The organism is Idiomarina abyssalis, from assembly GCF_900116625.1.
GTDB lineage: Bacteria > Pseudomonadota > Gammaproteobacteria > Enterobacterales > Alteromonadaceae > Idiomarina > Idiomarina abyssalis.
In genome coordinates this window covers 220,226-236,404 of the sequence record NZ_FPBE01000003.1, presented here as the reverse complement: position 1 = coordinate 236,404, position 16,179 = coordinate 220,226, and the positions used below count along the sequence as shown (strand labels likewise).

The window sequence follows — 16,179 nt, the reverse complement described above, 5'->3', positions numbered from 1 at the left end:
ATAGGGCGCAGCGTACCTCTACAGTAACTGCACCAACTCTCCTTGTCGGTTAATGGTTAAAAAATGTTTGATCATGCCGGCCTGAATTTGTTGCACCATCATTTCCAGTGGCTGGCTGGCTTCGTCGCTTGAAATGGGATGACCGCCGCGGCCGTCCATTGCGCTGATAAACGCAATATCCCAGTCAATGTCGGTGCGTTTAGACTCTTCAACCAACGCAGAAAAGTCTTCGACTTCTTCGGGCAGTTTATCGACACAAAGTACCGGCTCTAATGTGCCGCCTTCCTGTGTTTCGAATTGCTGCTTCTGACTGTCTGTCGGTTGCTCGGGGAGTTGCGCTTTTGCCAACACAAACAGCAAACGCTGAGGTTCGTGTTGTTGTTTTGCTGCTTTTATAAAGTCTTGATAACTATTGATTTCCATGGCTTCACCTGAATTTCCGGAAGTGCGCGCGGAGAATACCATAAAAGCGCAATTTTAAGGCATGAAAAAAGAGGGAGGCGGGCTCCCTCTTTATGGGTAGTTTTCAAATTTTAGCTGGCTTTTCGCAGCCCAATATTGGCTTGCGCTGCGCCAACAGCAACCTCTGACGGCTGTTTACGGTGATAATGACGCAAATGATGCTCTTTGCGTCGACCTGCGCTAAATGCCGATACACGTTTCAGGTAGCCAATAACCCGTGTACCGTAGTCTATGTCTGCAGAGCCACAGCTGGAACATTCGCTTAAGGTGCGTTTATCAATCTGTTCGCAGGCATTACAAATGGTAATTTTGACGTTAATGCAGAAGTAGTTACAGCCGGTTTTTGCAGCAATATTCAGTAACGACAAATACCCTGAGGTATTGAGCTTTTCATCAAGGTTTAAGTGCAGAGCCGAACCGCCGTCCAGGTATTCAATCAACTCTTTTCCATGAAGAACAAGCTTATCCAATGCATTGGCGTCGTCGTCTTCTACCGCATAAAAATAGGAGTTGTAGCAGTCACGGCTCACTTTGTAGCCGTCAGCTCTGTCCCACTTAGCGTTTTTCACACCCAGGTTTTCTGCTGGCACGAACTCGGTATTGAACATATAGCCGTATTCTTTTTTCGCGGCTTTATTAGCGTCGTAAATCACTTTTAAATGGCTTTGCACAAAGTCTTTATAAGCCTGGTTGTTACCTGCGGTAATCCCCTGCGACTCAGCCGCTTCAACCATGCCGTTAATGCCTATAGTCAGGAACTGCTTGTCCAGAGTAATAAAGCCGGCATCATAAACGGTTAACAGACCCGCTTCTTTATATTCTTCCATCAACTTTCTGTAAGCCACCTGATATTTGTGAATTTTGCTGACTTCCTCCTCTAAATCTCTGCCATCCTGAACCAAGCGGTTCATGTTCATGGTTATGACATTAATAGAGCCTGTAGCGACACCACCGGCACCCAGGGTATAAGAAAAGGTATTGTCGCTAATTTCGCTGCGTAGTCGGCAACATGAAGCTAACGAGTCGGCATTGTCGGATAAGTAGACAAAGAAAGAATTACCATTAGCCATTTCTCCGGCGATTTTCTCTGCAAATAACTGATCTTTGCACTGACCGTCGTCGGTTAACATGGCAACCGTCACCACCGGGAAGGTTAGAATCGTTTTTTCGCGTTCCTTATTAAACCAGTCCAGGAAGAAGTCCTGCAGCGCGCTCACCGAACTCCATTCCGGCTTAGTGAAGTCCGCAGGGAAAACAAACTCACCAAACATACTGTCAAAGTAATGCTGGTCGTAAATAGAGATATTCCAGAACACACTTTGGTAGCCGCGAGCCGCCGCTGGCTGATTCAGTGCATACACCACGTGCTGCAAGTGGTTTTCAATTTGGTGACGATGGGTATTTAAGTAATCGTCGCCGTAGTCTTTACGGGCAAAGTAGTCGAAGTAGGTTAGGAACTCGACCGTAGCAACCGCTCCGGCAAACTGGGAACTTACAGCAAAAACAAAGTTGACGAACGTGCCGCAAAACGACTCTAGATGCTTAGGTGCCTGAGATTCGCCGCCCAGCTTCGTTAATCCGTCACGTAAAAACGGGTACATAGTGACTGAAACACAGTAAGGCTTCAGGCTGGTTTCGTCATGCACGTAAATTTCATGGTCCTCAATTTGACGAACGTACTCTTTTGCCAAATCGTTACCAAAAAGCTCACTTATTTTATTGCTGACCTGCTTGCGGTTAACCTGCACAAAAAAGTCTTTCATTAACTCGGCTTCAAGCGTTGCTATGTTCTTTTGTGTGACGTTGGCGTTTGCATCCATTTTTGAGCCATCGGCTGCATTTTGAGCATGTAAATACTCGTGGATGAAATCGACTTTGCCAGTGACTTGTTCTTCGTTTAAGCGCAACATAATTATTCTCCTGTTTGAAACTCGCAGTTCAATAACTGCTGTGTCCGTAAGTCATAGAATCGTTGGTTGGTCGTTGGACTTTCCAAGCCGCCCCGGGCAGCTATCCACGGTCCGGTTTTTAGATAAGTCAGTTGTTCACGAAGCGCTATTGAGACGTTTTCATAGCCGGTATACAGACAAGTCTCCAGCCCTTCATTTTTTACTTGCTTTAATAGTTTCAGTAGTGCCGTTGGCTGCCACTCGCCGCCCAAAAATAAAACGCAGCTAATTAATCCGCGATATTTTTGCAACTGCTGCTGAAGGTGCTCCTGCGTCAGTGGCTCGCCACTTCCGACCGGCCAGCTATCCACACTATGGCAGCCTTTGCACCCAACCGGGCAGCCGGTAATGGTGTAAGCTAACGCCACTTCTCCCGGAACTTCCTGCCAGACAATCTGTTCCGCGCTGTAATGCAGTCTTGTGGGGTAAACCGGCATAAAACACCATATATCGTTAGTTATTTTAAATTCAACACTACATATTGTGCTTCTAGCATAGGAGAGTCTGATGCGAATGCATTGATCCTGCTCAAGGTTTAAGCAGAAAGGAATAAAGCTGCCAACCCGCCTTAAGAGATACCTCTTTTAGGGTAGAAATGACCGTTAGGGTACTTTTAACCACGCCAGTTAAAACAACCTAATAAAACTCAGTCATAAAAACCCTATTTAAAATAAAAGATATAGTAATCAACACTTTAAAAAGTGGCCTCAATATTGCAATTAGGTGAACGCATAGTGAATTAATAAGAATTCTCTGCTCATAAACCTATGGAGTAACAACATGAAGCTGTTCAGCATCAAGGAGGTCAACAATGGCCGGGTATCGTAAGCTTTGGTGGACGCTAATTGCAGTTCTTGCAATTACCTTTGGCGTTTTAGGGTATTTTGGAACGGAAGTTTACCGGGAGGCTCCGCCTATTCCGGATAAGTTCATGAGTACCAATGGTAACGTCGTTGCAACCGAGGAATCGGTTTTAGACGGGCAGACAGCCTGGCAGTCGGTTGGCGGCATGCAGCTTGGCTCAATTTGGGGACATGGTGCTTACCAGGCTCCGGACTGGACAGCTGACTGGCTACACCGTGAGTTGCTGGCCTGGTTAGACATTCGTGCCCACGAAGTCTTCGATAAGCCGTATGAACAGCTTACCGGTGTACAGCAGAACCAACTTGAGTACGAACTTAAGGAAGAGTATCGCACCAATACTTACGACAAAGCCTCAGACACCGTTACTCTTAGTGAGCGACGCATTCAGGCTATTGAGCAAACTGGTGAGTACTACTCAAAACTGTTCAGCGATGACCCAGAGCTTCGCCCTACTCGCGTAAGCTATGCAATGAAGGAAAACACTCTGCCTTCAGCTGAGCGTCGCGCAGTAATGAACGACTTTTTCTTCTGGACCGCATGGGCAGCTGCTACTGAGCGTCCTGATGCCGACATCACCTATACCAACAACTGGCCACATGAAACATTGATAGATAACGTGCCTAGCGCAGAAAACATTATCTGGTCCATTGTCAGTGTTATCCTATTGATCGCCGGTATTGGTTTCTTAATTTGGGCGTGGGCATTCTTACGCGACAAAGAAGAAGAGGAACTGGTTGCGCCAGAGCATGATCCTATTGCTAAAGTCAAACTGACTCCATCGCAAAAAGCTTTGGGCAAATATTTGTTTATCGTTGTTGCTCTGTTCACTTTCCAGGTGTTAATGGGTGGTCTTACCGCGCACTACACAGTAGAAGGGCAAGAGTTCTACGGTATTAATATTTCAGAGTGGTTCCCCTACTCACTAACTCGTACCTGGCATATTCAGGCCGCCATGTTCTGGATAGCGACCGGATTCCTGGCTGCAGGTCTCTTCCTGGCACCGATTATTAATGGTGGTAAAGATCCTAAGTATCAGAAACTGGGTGTCGACATCCTGTTCTGGGCATTGGTTCTGGTTGTTGCGGGTACCTTTATCGGTAACTGGTTAGCCATCGCGCAAATCATGCCTGAACACCTGAACTTCTGGTTAGGTCACCAGGGCTATGAGTACGTCGATTTAGGTCGCTTATGGCAAATTGGTAAGTTCCTGGGTATCGTCTTCTGGTTAGTACTGATGATGCGCTGTGTTGTTGGTGCCTTCAAAGAGAAAGGCGACAAGAACTTACTGGCACTCTTCACCGCCTCAGTCGTTGCCATTGGCCTGTTCTACGGTGCCGGCTTCTTCTACGGCGAGCGTACTCACATTTCTATCATGGAATACTGGCGCTGGTGGATTGTTCACCTGTGGGTAGAAGGCTTCTTTGAAGTATTTGCCACTGCGTCACTGGCGTTCATTTTCCACAGCATGGGTTTGGTTTCCCGCCGTATGGCAACCGTTGCAGCACTGGCCTCAGCGTCATTGTTTATGCTCGGTGGTGTCCCGGGTACCTTCCACCACTTGTACTTCTCAGGCACAACCACACCGGTTATGGCCGTGGGCGCTACTTTCTCAGCGTTAGAAGTGGTACCGCTGATTGTACTGGGCTATGAAGCCTGGGAAAACTACAGCCTGCAAAAACGTGCTGACTGGATGCAACGCCTTAAATGGCCACTACTGTGCTTCGTTGCCGTTGCGTTCTGGAACATGTTAGGCGCCGGCGTATTAGGCTTCATGATCAACCCGCCTATCTCGCTGTACTATGTACAAGGTTTGAACACTACGCCTACTCACGCACACGCAGCACTATTCGGTGTGTACGGATTCCTGGCGCTTGGTTTCGTCCTGTTAATTCTGCGCTACATACGACCAACTCTGCAGTTTGATGAAAAACTGATGAAAATGGCCTTCTGGACAATGAACATTGGCTTAGCACTAATGCTCTTCACCAGCTTGCTACCAGTCGGTTTCATTCAGTTCTACGCCGCTGCGACTGAAGGTTTATGGTACGCACGTAGTGAAGCCTTCATGCAACAGCCTCTGCTTCAGAACCTACGTTGGTTCCGTACCGTCGGTGACATGGTCTTCATCGTGGGTGCACTAGGCATCACCTGGCAAGTCATAAAAGGCTTAAAGCATAAATCTGCTTAACCCTTAATAAACCAGGCTTCTACAACTTTGTCGAAGCCTGGTTTTTCTTTTTGGACGAGTTAATCGGAGGATGTATGAGCCGCAAACCCGATACCAAAACCGCGATGTATCAGTTGCTGGACGCTATTCGCGAACACATTCCTTTTGGCTTAAAAGAAGCGGATATGTGCCAGGGTATTTGCCGCGGCTGTTCTAAGAAAATGATGGAAATGCTGGATGCTGAGGTCAGCCAATGGCAGGCCGACCTGGATAATGAACTTGCTGACCCGACTCTGGCGGATCTGGTTTTTATGGAAAAACTGGCACGCCGTACCGAAAAGATTTTACGGCGCAATAAACTAATGAATTAATCCAGCTTATACACTTGCTCAGTAACCGGGTTATCGTCCGTTTGTTTCCCGTTAACTGTGGTTTCAGCTGACTCCAGTTGATCAATGCTAAAACGCTGACCATAACCCACTTCGACTTCCCCTTCCAATACCGAAAACGGCGGCCCTTCACGGTACCCATTCGGGTACTGCAACGTAATCAGTAAACCTTTTGCCTGCTCGGGTAATTGCTCGCATAGCTGTTGAACGTAGCGTTGACGCATTTCAGGTGGTAGCGCAATCATGGCGGCGCGATCGTACCAGGCATCAATATCGGCAAGGTCACTTTTAACTAACTTAAAGAAGTCCCCAACCCATATGACCAGCTCATCCAGAGCATATTCTTTGAAGTCACCACGCTGGGTTATTTTGGGTTTTAATTGGTTCTCTTCGAAAAACTGCCTAGCCGCCAGCTCACTCAGCTCTACCCCAAAAACACGGTAGCCTTTTTCCAGCAGCCACAACATGTCATTTGATTTACCACACAAAGGCACAAACACTTTTGCTCCGGGCCTTACCACACCAGAAAAATACTTCAGCAATAGTTCATGTGTGTGTGGCTGATGAAAACCAATTTGCTGATTTTCCCAACGCTCATGCCAGAAGGCAGATTCCATAATTTAACTCCAAAATAAAAAAGGCACCCCTTTGGGTGCCTATCCTAGCAGAAATAGAGCCGCTTACTGCAGTAACGGTGAACCGGTATCAACAAAATCGAACCCTTTGATATCAGCTTCATTCGCCAATGCCTGTATGTATTGAGAAACCGCTTTACGGTGCACTTTCTCTTCCAGGTATTCCGCAATTTTGTCTTTAACCGCCTCGTACGGTAACGGCTTACCATCAATTTTATGGTCAACAGACACCACATGAAACCCGTAACGAGTTTCTACCGGGTATTTCATTAACCCTTCTTCAGCGGTGAACAACTGGCGTTCAAACTCAGGAACGGTTTGCCCCTTGCTCAACTGCCCCAGGTTTCCGTCGGTCTCCTTCGACGGGCACGAGGAATACTGGCGTGCAAGCTGACTGAAGTCGTCGCCTTCCTGCAACTGCTGAATAAGCTGCTCCGACATACGCTTTGCATTCACCCGCTCAAGATCATCATCCGGCGCTGCCGCTAACAGAATATGGCGAGCCTCAACAATCGGCGACGTTTTAAAGCGCTCCGGGTTTTGCTCAAAGTACTGTTTGCAAGCTTGCTCGTCCGCTTTCGGGCGAGCTACTTCACGTTCAATCAGAATTTCAATGAAGTCATCTTCGCCGCCCTGCGCGGTGTCATCCAGTACCTCAATGCCTAAATCTTTTGCCCTTTGTTTGAACAGCTCACCGATTACCAGTGCTTCAGCTGCCATACTCATGGCTTCTTCCTGCGTGTCAGCGGGGTGATACTGCATTTCAGCCAGTATTTCCTTTTCCGCAATTTCCACTTGATTCACTTGTATCATAACAACCTTCCCTGAGAGGGTTGCCCCTCTCGATAACTCTACAACTAGCGAGCGAATTTTTTACGGACAACCTGGTGCTGACGAGTAAGATACTGAACAGGCGCGCTGAACATATGCACGAGTCGGGTAAACGGAAAGACTAAGAAAATAGTCATTCCGAGGAATACATGCAGTTTAAATACCCATTCAATTTGAGGGTTGCTGATAGCCGCTACTGCTTCTACCGGGTCAAGCGTCACAATGTTCTGTGCCCAGGTCATCAGCATCAGCATAACGCCCGCTTTCTCCCCTTCTGCGCCATGCACCACATGGTTTACAGAGTAATAAATTGAAATTAACCCTAAAACTAATTGTGCTAACAATAGCCACAGCAATAGTATGTCCATTCTGGTGCTGGTAGCACGCACACGAACGTTGTTCATGCGGCGGTTAATGAGAATAGCCAACCCATATAAACAAATTAAGCCGAAGATACCGCCGGCAATAATTGCCAGCCACTGTTTCGCCTCATTGCTAACACCCAGTATGTGCCAAACAGGCTTTGGCATTAGCAATCCCACCAGGTGACCAAAGAAGATCCCCAGAATACCAACGTGAAACGGCAAACTACCTTTTCGCAGTTGCTTACTTTCCAGCATTTGGCTGGATGCCGTTTTCCAGGTGTATGGCTCACGGTCATAACGGATCCAGGCTCCGATGAAAAAGACAGCCAAGGCAATAAAAGGGTATACGCCGAAGGCCAACATATTTAGATAGCTCATGGTAATCTCCTTAAATACCCGACACTTTACGCGGCTGTGATAAATCGTCGGTGTTCAATGGCACGTACTGATCCCGGCGCTGACCTTCCGAAGGCCGGTTCTGCGCCGTTGGACAACCCTGCATCTGATCATTGCCGGCAAAGGTCACCGCTTCTTCTTCCCACACTTTGTCCAGTTCTTTGCTGGTGTCATCGCGCTTCTCATTAGCAATTTGCTGACGCACATCGTCAAGGTCAATCTGTACACCAGAGATACTCAACAGTGTCTGGAATAAAAGTGAGTAGTTACTGCCGCGTTGTTCAAGCCTTGCTGTAAGCAGTGCCAGAATATGCGCAACTTCTTCTAAGCCCAGGCGGGCATTTTCATCGCCCTGGGTGGACAAGAATTCCAGATACAGCGGAATGTAATCCGGCAGTTCTTTCACACCTAAATCAAGACCAGCGGTTTTATATTGGTTCATTAAATCAACCATCGCCTGGCCACGGTCACGCGACTCTCCATGTACGTGCTCGAACAAAAGTAGTGACAGAGCGCGGCCACGCTCAAACAGTCCATCATACTCCGACTGCCAGTCCATCAATGACATACTGGTGCGGTGCTCAATAAAGGCCTCCAGCGCCGCTTTATCGTCAGTACTTAAAGGCGACTGCTGAATCATTTGCTCTAACTCCGCCCGAGCTTCTACAAGCTCGGGTTTGGGGTAATCCAGCAATAACGAAATAACTTGTAATACCTGCATGCTGATTACTCCTTCATGGTCACAGGAATGACTTGACGAACCGACTCTTTCTTAGCGCCGAACAGATTCACACCGTTGTTTCCGTCGCTACAGCCATTACCAAAGGTAAAGCCACAGCCGCCTTTAACGTCGTATGCGTTTTCAGCATAAGCGCGATGGCTGGTCGGAATAACGAAGCGGTCTTCATAATCGGCCAACGCCATGTAACGGTACATTTCTTCTACCTGGTTCTTGGTCAGGCCTACCTGCTCCAGAACCGCTAAGTCTTCAACGCCGTCAACATGCTCTGAACGCTTGTACGAGCGCATGGCTATCATTCGCTCCAGTGCGCGAACAATGGGTTTCTCGTCACCGGCAGTCAGTAGGTTAGCCAGATAACGCAGCGGAATACGCAGCGATTTAAGATCCGGAATTTCACCGTCCATACCCACGTGGCCTGCTTCGACCGCGCTTTGAATTGGCGACAGCGGTGGCACATACCAAACCATTGGCAGCGTACGGTACTCAGGGTGCAGCGGCAGTGCTACTTTCCACTGCATTGCCATCATGTAAACCGGTGAGCGCTGTGCAGCCGTGATCCAGTTTTCAGCAATGCCCTCTTTACGCGCCGCTTCCTGAACTTCAGGGTCATGCGGGTCAAGGAAGATACCTAACTGTTCTTCGTACAGATCCTGCTCGTTTGGTGTATTTGCCGCTTCTTCAATGCGGTCCGCATCATAAAGCAACACACCTAAGTAACGGATACGACCCACACAAGTTTCTGAACATGTGGTTGGCTGACCGGCTTCAATGCGCGGATAGCAGAACGTACATTTTTCAGATTTACCGGTCTTCCAGTTGTAGTAAATTTTCTTGTACGGGCAACCCGATACACACATACGCCAGCCGCGACATTTGTCCTGGTCAATCAGAACAATGCCGTCTTCTTCACGCTTATAAATTGCGCCGGAAGGGCAAGCCGCCACACAGGCCGGGTTCAGACAGTGTTCACACAAGCGTGGCAAATACATCATGAAGGTCTTTTCAAACTGACCGTACATGTCTTTTTGCACCACGTCGTCGAAGTTCTTGTCTTTCTTACGTTTTTCGAATTCCGTACCCAGAATTTCTTCCCAGTTCGGACCCCACTCAACTTTCTGCATCCGCTTACCGGTAATCAGTGAGCGTGGACGCGCAGTTGGTTGGTGCTTGCTCGGCTTCGCCGTATGCAAGTGCTGGTAATCAAAGTCGAACGGCTCGTAGTAGTCGTCAATTTCAGGTAAATCCGGGTTACCAAAAATATTGGCAAGCACGCGGCGCTTACTACCAATTTTTAGTTCCAGGTTGCCCTTTTTATTGCGCGACCAACCGCCGTTCCATTTGTCCTGGTTTTCCCATTCTTTCGGGAAACCAATGCCTGGCTTGGTTTCTACGTTGTTAAACCAGGCATATTCAACCCCTTCACGCGAGGTCCATACGTTTTTGCAGGTGATGGAGCAAGTATGACAGCCGATACACTTGTCCAAATTCAGCACCATGCCAATTTGAGCTCTTACTTTCATCGTGTTGTCCCCACTCCGAATTATTCAGTGTCCAGGAAGTCGACTTTGTCCATCTTGCGGACCACCACGAATTCATCGCGGTTACAGCCAACTGTCCCGTAATAGTTAAAGCCATAGGCTTGTTGTGCGTAGCCGCCGATCATATGAGTCGGCTTCATAACCACACGCGTTACTGAGTTGTGGATACCACCACGGGTACCGGTTAACTCAGAGCCCGGCATGTTCAAAATACGTTCCTGAGCGTGATACATCATGCTCATACCTTCCGGTACTCGCTGTGACACCACCGCACGAGCACAAATCGCACCGTTGACGTTGAAAATGTCCAGCCAGTCGTTGTCTTCAATGCCGGCCGCTTTTGCGTCAACTTCGCTAAGCCAAACAATAGGTCCGCCACGCGACAGGGTCTGCATTAACAGGTTGTCGGAGTAGGTACTGTGGATACCCCACTTCTGGTGCGGTGTGATCCAGTTCAGTACAATCTCTTTGTTACCGTTCTGACGTTTGTTCAGTACCGGCGCAACGGTCTTCAGGTTAATTGGCGGCTTATAGGCACATAAGGTTTCGCCAAAGTCACGCATCCATTCATGGTCCTGATAGAACTGCTGACGACCGGTAATGGTGCGCCATGGAATCAGCTCATGAACGTTGGTGTAACCTGCGTTGTAAGACACGTGCTCATCTTCCAGACCTGACCAGGTTGGCGAAGAAATGATCTTACGCGGTTGCGCAACGATATCGCGGAAGCGGATTTTCTCTTCCTCTTTCGGCTTCGCCAAATGGGTATGCTCGCGACCCGTCAGTTTACCCAGCGCAGCCCAGGCTTTAACGGCAACATGACCGTTAGTTTCCGGTGCCAGTGACAAAATAACTTCACAGGCATCTATGGCTGACTCAATCTTAGGACGTCCTTTGTTAATGCCTTCTTCAACGTGCTTGCGGTTTAACTTACCGAGGAATTCAACCTCTTCCTTGGTATCCCAGTTGATACCCTTACCGCCGTTACCCAGCTCATCCATTAATGGACCAAGCGAAGTGAAGCGGTTGTAGGTATTCGGGTAGTCACGCTCAACCACGGTAATGTTCGGCATAGTCTTGCCCGGAATAGCTTCACACTCGCCTTTCCACCAGGCTTTACCACCGTATGGCTGTGCCAGCTCTCCGGGGGAGTCGTGCTGCAGTGGTACGGTAACCACGTCTTGTTCAACACCCAGGTGCCCTTCACTTGCACGGGAGAACTCTTTCGCTATACCTTTGAAGATATCCCAGTCACTGCGCGCTTCCCAAACCGGGTCAACGGCTGCTGTTAACGGGTGAATAAACGGATGCATATCCGAAGTATTCATATCGTCTTTTTCATACCAGGTAGCGGTCGGCAAAACGATGTCTGAATACAGACAAGTCGTCGACATACGGAAATCCAGTGTGGTCAGCAGGTCAATCTTGCCTTCCGGCGCCTCATCAACCCATTCCACGTCTTCTGGTTTTTTACCGCCAAAGTCGCCCAGGTCCTTACCTAGCAGTCCATGCTTAGTACCCAACAGGTGCTTCAGCATGTATTCGTGACCTTTACCTGAGGAACCCAGCAGGTTCGAACGCCAGATGAACATATTGCGTGGGAAGTTTTTAGGGTCATCCGGCTGCTCACAGGCAAAGCGAATATCACCGCTTTTTAGCTGCTCAACCAAATACTCTTTAACATCCTTACCGGCAGCTTTAGCAGCTTCAACAACGCGCAATGGGTTCTGACCCAACTGCGGTGCGGACGGTAACCAGCCCATACGCTCAGCACGCGTGTTGTAATCCAAAATCGTGCTCTGCCATTTATCTTTGTTTGCCAATGGCGAGACAATTTCGCTCATATCCAGCTTTTCGTAGCGCCACTGGTCGGAATGGTTGTAGAAGAACGAAGTACCATTCATATGACGTGGCGGACGCTGCCAGTCCAGACCAAAGGCTAAAGGAGTCCAGCCAGTCTGCGGACGCAGTTTTTCCTGCCCAACGTAGTGGGCCCAGCCACCACCGGACTGACCAATACAGCCACACATCATCAGCATGTTGATCATGCCGCGATAACTCATGTCCATGTGGTACCAGTGGTTAACACCAGCGCCAACGATGATCATGGAACGACCTTTGGTCTTGTCGGCATTACGACCAAACTCAGTTGCAACACGAATCACATCCGCAGGTTTTACACCGGTAATGTGTTCCTGCCATGCAGGCGTGTAAGGCACATCGTCGTTGTAGTCTTTAGCACGGTTTTCATCGTTAACGCCGTTGTCGACGCCATACTGCGCCAGCATTAAGTCAAAAACGGTGGCCACATAAGCCGTTTCGCCGTTCGCTAATTCGACTTTCTTAGCCGGAACTTTGCGAATCTGAATTTCGTCGTGCTCAGTGTGCTGGAAGTACTCGTATTCGTGTGGAGCACTACCAAAGTAAGGGAAGCCTACTTCAACAATTTCGTCGTTGTTGTCTTTAAGCGACAGTTGCAGCTCGACATCGCCATCTTTATCTTTCTGTTCCAGGTTCCACTTGCCGGATTGTCCCCAGCGATAACCAATAGAGCCGTTCGGGCTGGTCAGGCTGTTATTTTTTTCATTAATTGCAATGGTTTTCCAGTCTGGATTATTCTCTTCACCCAGGTTGTCCACCAAATCGGCAGCGCGTAAGAAACGGCCCTGATTCAGTACTTTTTCACCCGGCTCCAGCATAACCAGCATTGGCATGTCGGTATAACGAGTGACATAGTCGTGGAAGTACTGGCTTTGTTTGTTGACGTAGAATTCTTTCAGAATAACGTGGCCAAATGCCATAGCCAGAGCCGAGTCAGTACCCTGACGTGGCGCTAACCAGGTATCACCAAACTTAGAGGCTTCGGAGTAATCCGGAGTAATAACGCAGGTTTTCGTCCCTTTGTAACGCACTTCGGTAAAGAAGTGAGCATCTGGAGTACGTGTTTGCGGTACGTTAGAACCCCAGGCAATGATGTAGTTGGAGTTATACCAGTCGGCTGACTCCGGTACGTCTGTTTGCTCGCCCCATACCTGTGGTGATGATGGAGGCAAGTCACAGTACCAGTCGTAGAAGCTCAGGCAGTTTGCGCCAATTAAGGACAGGTAACGGGCGCCAGCGGCGTATGACACCATCGACATCGCAGGAATGGGTGAAAAGCCACTAATACGGTCAGGGCCATATTCCTTCGCGGTGTAAACGTTGGAAGCGGCGATAATTTCGTTCACTTCTTTCCAGTCTGCACGGATAAAGCCGCCCATGCCGCGCGCTTCTTTATAGCTTTTCGCTTTTTTAGGATCAGTCACAATTGATTCCCAGGCTTTCACCGGGTCTTTATGCTGTTCCTTGGCTTCGCGCCACAGCGTCATTAACTGCTGGCGTACTTTAGGGTACTTCAGGCGGTTAGCGCTGTAGATATACCAGGAATAGCTGGCGCCCCTTGGGCAGCCACGCGGTTCATGGTTTGGTAAATCAGGACGTGTCCGAGGGTAATCAGTTTGCTGGGTTTCCCAGGTAACCAGTCCATCTTTAACGTAAATTTTCCAGCTGCAGGAACCGGTACAGTTCACACCGTGCGTTGAACGCACGACTTTATCGTGCTGCCAGCGCTGGCGATACCCTTTTTCCCACGTTCTGTCTTCATCGGTAGTAACACCATGTCCATCCGAAAATGGTTGCTTTTGCGTTTTAAAGAAACGCAGTTTTTCAAGCAGACGACTCATAATTAGACTCCCAGTCCACGTCTAACAGTAACTAAATAGATATGTGGGAGAAGTGTGCGTGATCCTGAGTCGACTTGCCAGTTCAAAAAATCAGATAACTCATTGATATACATTAAAAACTACCACTAAGGTGGTATATGAGTTTAGCTCGCATAGACTGATTTTTAAGAAGTTTTCTCGTTCTAATTGAGAGTGATTATTAATTAGCCCTAAAGGTGGTAAAAAAGAGGTAGCCCAAAGTTATCGGTTGTTGTCTCCCCCTTTGGAAATGCTATATCATGTAGCTGAATTTTTACTCTGAATGTGGTCCGGAATGATACGCAACGCATCTATTATTAATGTTTTTAGAATTTCGCTTGCGCTTATCGTGATCGTGGCCAGCGCCTCCTCTTTATCGGCATTTTGGCTTTTAGAGAAGTCCGAACAAGATGCTGAGCTTATCAACGTAGCCGGCTCGCACCGCATGAAAGCCTATAAGTTTGCGTTTCAGTTATCTAACGGTGAAACCCAGCAGGCAAATCAAACAGCTCAGGACATTGGAACCTTGTGGGAAAAACCTCTGCTTAATCGCCATTTCGTTAAGGCTGGTGGCAGCATTCAACAGTTGGCCGAGGAAGCCCGGACAGAGTGGGAGCGTGTTCAAACGGGTATTGCCGAACAGGGCTTTGTCAGTTTCTCTCAAGAGCAAAATGAAGCCATCGATAACTACGTTAACCAACTGGATACTCTGGTAGGTCAACTGCAGGAACATTCAGAGCACCGCATGGAGACGGTCCGCAGTGCTCTGGCCCTGGCGTCCTTCGTCATTGTTGCTATCTTTTTCTTTCTGCTGACAGTGCTAAAACGCAAAATTGATCAGCCGCTCATGCATTTATTGTCGGTCTCTAAGCGTTTAGGCCAAGGCGACTTCACCGCTAAATCTAAGCTCAATAACGAAGATGAAATTGGTCAGCTTTCACGCACCATGAATAAAATGTCAGAAACCGTCAGTTATTTTTACGGCGGTCTTGAGCGCCGGGTGGAGCAACAAACCCAGGAACTGTCGCGTAAGAACAAAGTTTTATCCTTTCTGTACGATACCGCCCGCTCTATCATTGTTCACAGCTACGACTACAACAACTATCAGCAAGTTGTAGAAAAGCTCTATGAAGTTGGCGAAGTGGAAGACATAGAACTTTGTCTTTTAACCGAGGAAGGCAGCCGCCCATTCCTACAGTTACAACCTCGTCCGAATTCACATGACCCTTGTGATTCCAACGATTGTGCTACCTGTATTAAGGCGGGACCAGGCGCATCAGTTATGCAGGACAAACTCGTTTATCGTTTTGTTTTAAAAAGAGAAGATCAAAATTACGGCGTACTCATTGTACGTTGCGAGCAAAACCAGCCGCTGGCTACCTGGCAGCAACAACTGATGAGTTCAACCGCCGATCAACTGGCCTTATCACAAAGCCTCAAGTCTGAAGAAGAGCAAGTACGCAGACTGGCTCTGATGCACGAGCGTACCGTTATTGCCCGTGAATTGCATGACTCTCTGGCACAAGCGCTGTCCTACCTCAAAATACAGGTGACACGTTTGCACAAAGGCATTGAAAAGAACGACCGCGCAACTATTGACGATGTCAGTAGCGAACTTCGTGAAGGTTTAAATTCAGCCTATCGTCAACTGCGTGAACTACTGACTACCTTCCGCCTGAAAGTAGACGGTTCCGGCCTTTATAACGCACTGCAAACTACGGTTAAGCAATTAACTGAGCAAAGCGACATGGCCATTAATCTGGACTACCGTCTGAATAACATACCGCTGGCTCCGCATGAAGAAATTCATTTGCTGCAGATTATTCGTGAAGCCAGCCAAAACGCGGTCAACCACAGCCAGGGAACTCAGGTTCACATCAGCCTTTCGCAACCCGGCGGGCAGGATGTGGAACTCAGAATTACTGATGACGGTGTCGGTTTACCGGAAAATGCAGAGAAGGTTAACCATTATGGACTGGCCATTATGCAGGAGCGCAGCCGTAACTTAGGTGGTGAAATTAATATGTCGCGGCTTGCTGCAGGAGGCACAGAAGTGCTCTTTTCCTTTACCCCGGACTACCTGTTGCAATAACCGGTCTGC

At 48.3% G+C, this 16,179-nt stretch carries 12 protein-coding genes; 3 read left to right on the top strand and 9 right to left on the bottom strand.

What is annotated here, in order from left to right; all coding sequences use genetic code 11:
• Positions 1-18: 18 nt before the first annotated feature.
• From BM359_RS08225 to nrdG, 3 genes are all read right to left on the bottom strand, one after another.
• Positions 19-423, bottom strand: coding sequence for a hypothetical protein (locus tag BM359_RS08225; RefSeq protein WP_054488633.1), 405 nt, complete (start codon positions 421-423; stop codon positions 19-21).
• 110 nt (positions 424-533) lie between these two features.
• On the bottom strand, positions 534-2,372 hold the full coding sequence (gene nrdD / locus BM359_RS08220; RefSeq protein WP_054488636.1) for an anaerobic ribonucleoside-triphosphate reductase: 1,839 nt from the start codon (positions 2,370-2,372) through the stop codon (positions 534-536).
• Between the two features lie 2 nt (positions 2,373-2,374).
• A complete protein-coding gene (nrdG, locus tag BM359_RS08215; protein WP_054488638.1) occupies positions 2,375-2,848 on the bottom strand; it encodes an anaerobic ribonucleoside-triphosphate reductase activating protein in 474 nt (157 codons plus the stop codon).
• A 374-nt stretch (positions 2,849-3,222) separates the two neighbouring features.
• Here nrdG and BM359_RS08210 point away from each other — a divergent pair, with 374 nt between their 5' ends.
• Both BM359_RS08210 and BM359_RS08205 read left to right on the top strand, forming a co-directional pair.
• Positions 3,223-5,463 carry a nitric-oxide reductase large subunit gene (locus tag BM359_RS08210; protein ID WP_054488640.1) on the top strand — a complete coding sequence of 747 codons (2,241 nt, stop codon included), beginning with the start codon at positions 3,223-3,225 and terminating at the stop codon, positions 5,461-5,463.
• Positions 5,464-5,537: 74 nt separating this feature from the next.
• Positions 5,538-5,813, top strand: coding sequence for a hypothetical protein (locus BM359_RS08205; protein WP_054488643.1), 276 nt, complete (start codon positions 5,538-5,540; stop codon positions 5,811-5,813).
• On the opposite strand, the gene tmpT is transcribed toward BM359_RS08205, so the two are convergent.
• The 6 genes from tmpT to BM359_RS08175 form a co-directional block, all read right to left on the bottom strand.
• Positions 5,810-6,448: a thiopurine S-methyltransferase gene (gene tmpT / locus BM359_RS08200; RefSeq protein ID WP_054488644.1), complete on the bottom strand. Its 639-nt coding sequence runs from the start codon at positions 6,446-6,448 to the stop codon at positions 5,810-5,812. The two genes, BM359_RS08205 and tmpT, sit on opposite strands and share 4 nt — an antisense overlap.
• Before the next feature lie 63 nt (positions 6,449-6,511).
• A complete protein-coding gene (locus BM359_RS08195; protein WP_054488647.1) occupies positions 6,512-7,279 on the bottom strand; it encodes a peptidylprolyl isomerase in 768 nt (255 codons plus the stop codon).
• 44 nt (positions 7,280-7,323) lie between these two features.
• Positions 7,324-8,040 carry a respiratory nitrate reductase subunit gamma gene (gene narI, locus BM359_RS08190; RefSeq protein ID WP_054488650.1) on the bottom strand — a complete coding sequence of 239 codons (717 nt, stop codon included), beginning with the start codon at positions 8,038-8,040 and terminating at the stop codon, positions 7,324-7,326.
• A gap of 10 nt (positions 8,041-8,050) precedes the next feature.
• Positions 8,051-8,779 (bottom strand): nitrate reductase molybdenum cofactor assembly chaperone, encoded by a 729-nt coding sequence (gene narJ, locus BM359_RS08185; RefSeq protein ID WP_054488652.1) that lies wholly within the window; start codon positions 8,777-8,779, stop codon positions 8,051-8,053.
• Between the two features lie 5 nt (positions 8,780-8,784).
• Entirely contained in the window at positions 8,785-10,320 is a 1,536-nt protein-coding gene (gene narH, locus BM359_RS08180) for a nitrate reductase subunit beta (protein WP_054488654.1), read from the bottom strand.
• Between the two features lie 20 nt (positions 10,321-10,340).
• Complete coding sequence (locus tag BM359_RS08175; RefSeq protein WP_054488656.1) at positions 10,341-14,060, bottom strand: nitrate reductase subunit alpha; 3,720 nt, start codon at positions 14,058-14,060, stop codon at positions 10,341-10,343.
• Positions 14,061-14,373: 313 nt separating this feature from the next.
• Between BM359_RS08175 and BM359_RS08170 the strand changes: the two genes are divergently transcribed.
• Positions 14,374-16,170 (top strand): ATP-binding protein, encoded by a 1,797-nt coding sequence (locus tag BM359_RS08170; protein ID WP_054488658.1) that lies wholly within the window; start codon positions 14,374-14,376, stop codon positions 16,168-16,170.
• Positions 16,171-16,179 lie beyond the last annotated feature (9 nt).

What these genes read in the sequence shown, in the direction of transcription:
- BM359_RS08225 (WP_054488633.1), bottom strand. Translation starts at nt 423, where the DNA reads ATGGAAATCAATAGTTATCAAGACTTTATAAAAGCAGCAAAACAACAA.
- nrdD (WP_054488636.1), bottom strand. Translation starts at nt 2,372, where the DNA reads ATGTTGCGCTTAAACGAAGAACAAGTCACTGGCAAAGTCGATTTCATC.
- nrdG (WP_054488638.1), bottom strand. Translation starts at nt 2,848, where the DNA reads ATGCCGGTTTACCCCACAAGACTGCATTACAGCGCGGAACAGATTGTC.
- BM359_RS08210 (WP_054488640.1), top strand. Translation starts at nt 3,223, where the DNA reads ATGGCCGGGTATCGTAAGCTTTGGTGGACGCTAATTGCAGTTCTTGCA.
- BM359_RS08205 (WP_054488643.1), top strand. Translation starts at nt 5,538, where the DNA reads ATGAGCCGCAAACCCGATACCAAAACCGCGATGTATCAGTTGCTGGAC.
- tmpT (WP_054488644.1), bottom strand. Translation starts at nt 6,448, where the DNA reads ATGGAATCTGCCTTCTGGCATGAGCGTTGGGAAAATCAGCAAATTGGT.
- BM359_RS08195 (WP_054488647.1), bottom strand. Translation starts at nt 7,279, where the DNA reads ATGATACAAGTGAATCAAGTGGAAATTGCGGAAAAGGAAATACTGGCT.
- narI (WP_054488650.1), bottom strand. Translation starts at nt 8,040, where the DNA reads ATGAGCTATCTAAATATGTTGGCCTTCGGCGTATACCCTTTTATTGCC.
- narJ (WP_054488652.1), bottom strand. Translation starts at nt 8,779, where the DNA reads ATGCAGGTATTACAAGTTATTTCGTTATTGCTGGATTACCCCAAACCC.
- narH (WP_054488654.1), bottom strand. Translation starts at nt 10,320, where the DNA reads ATGAAAGTAAGAGCTCAAATTGGCATGGTGCTGAATTTGGACAAGTGT.
- BM359_RS08175 (WP_054488656.1), bottom strand. Translation starts at nt 14,060, where the DNA reads ATGAGTCGTCTGCTTGAAAAACTGCGTTTCTTTAAAACGCAAAAGCAA.
- BM359_RS08170 (WP_054488658.1), top strand. Translation starts at nt 14,374, where the DNA reads ATGATACGCAACGCATCTATTATTAATGTTTTTAGAATTTCGCTTGCG.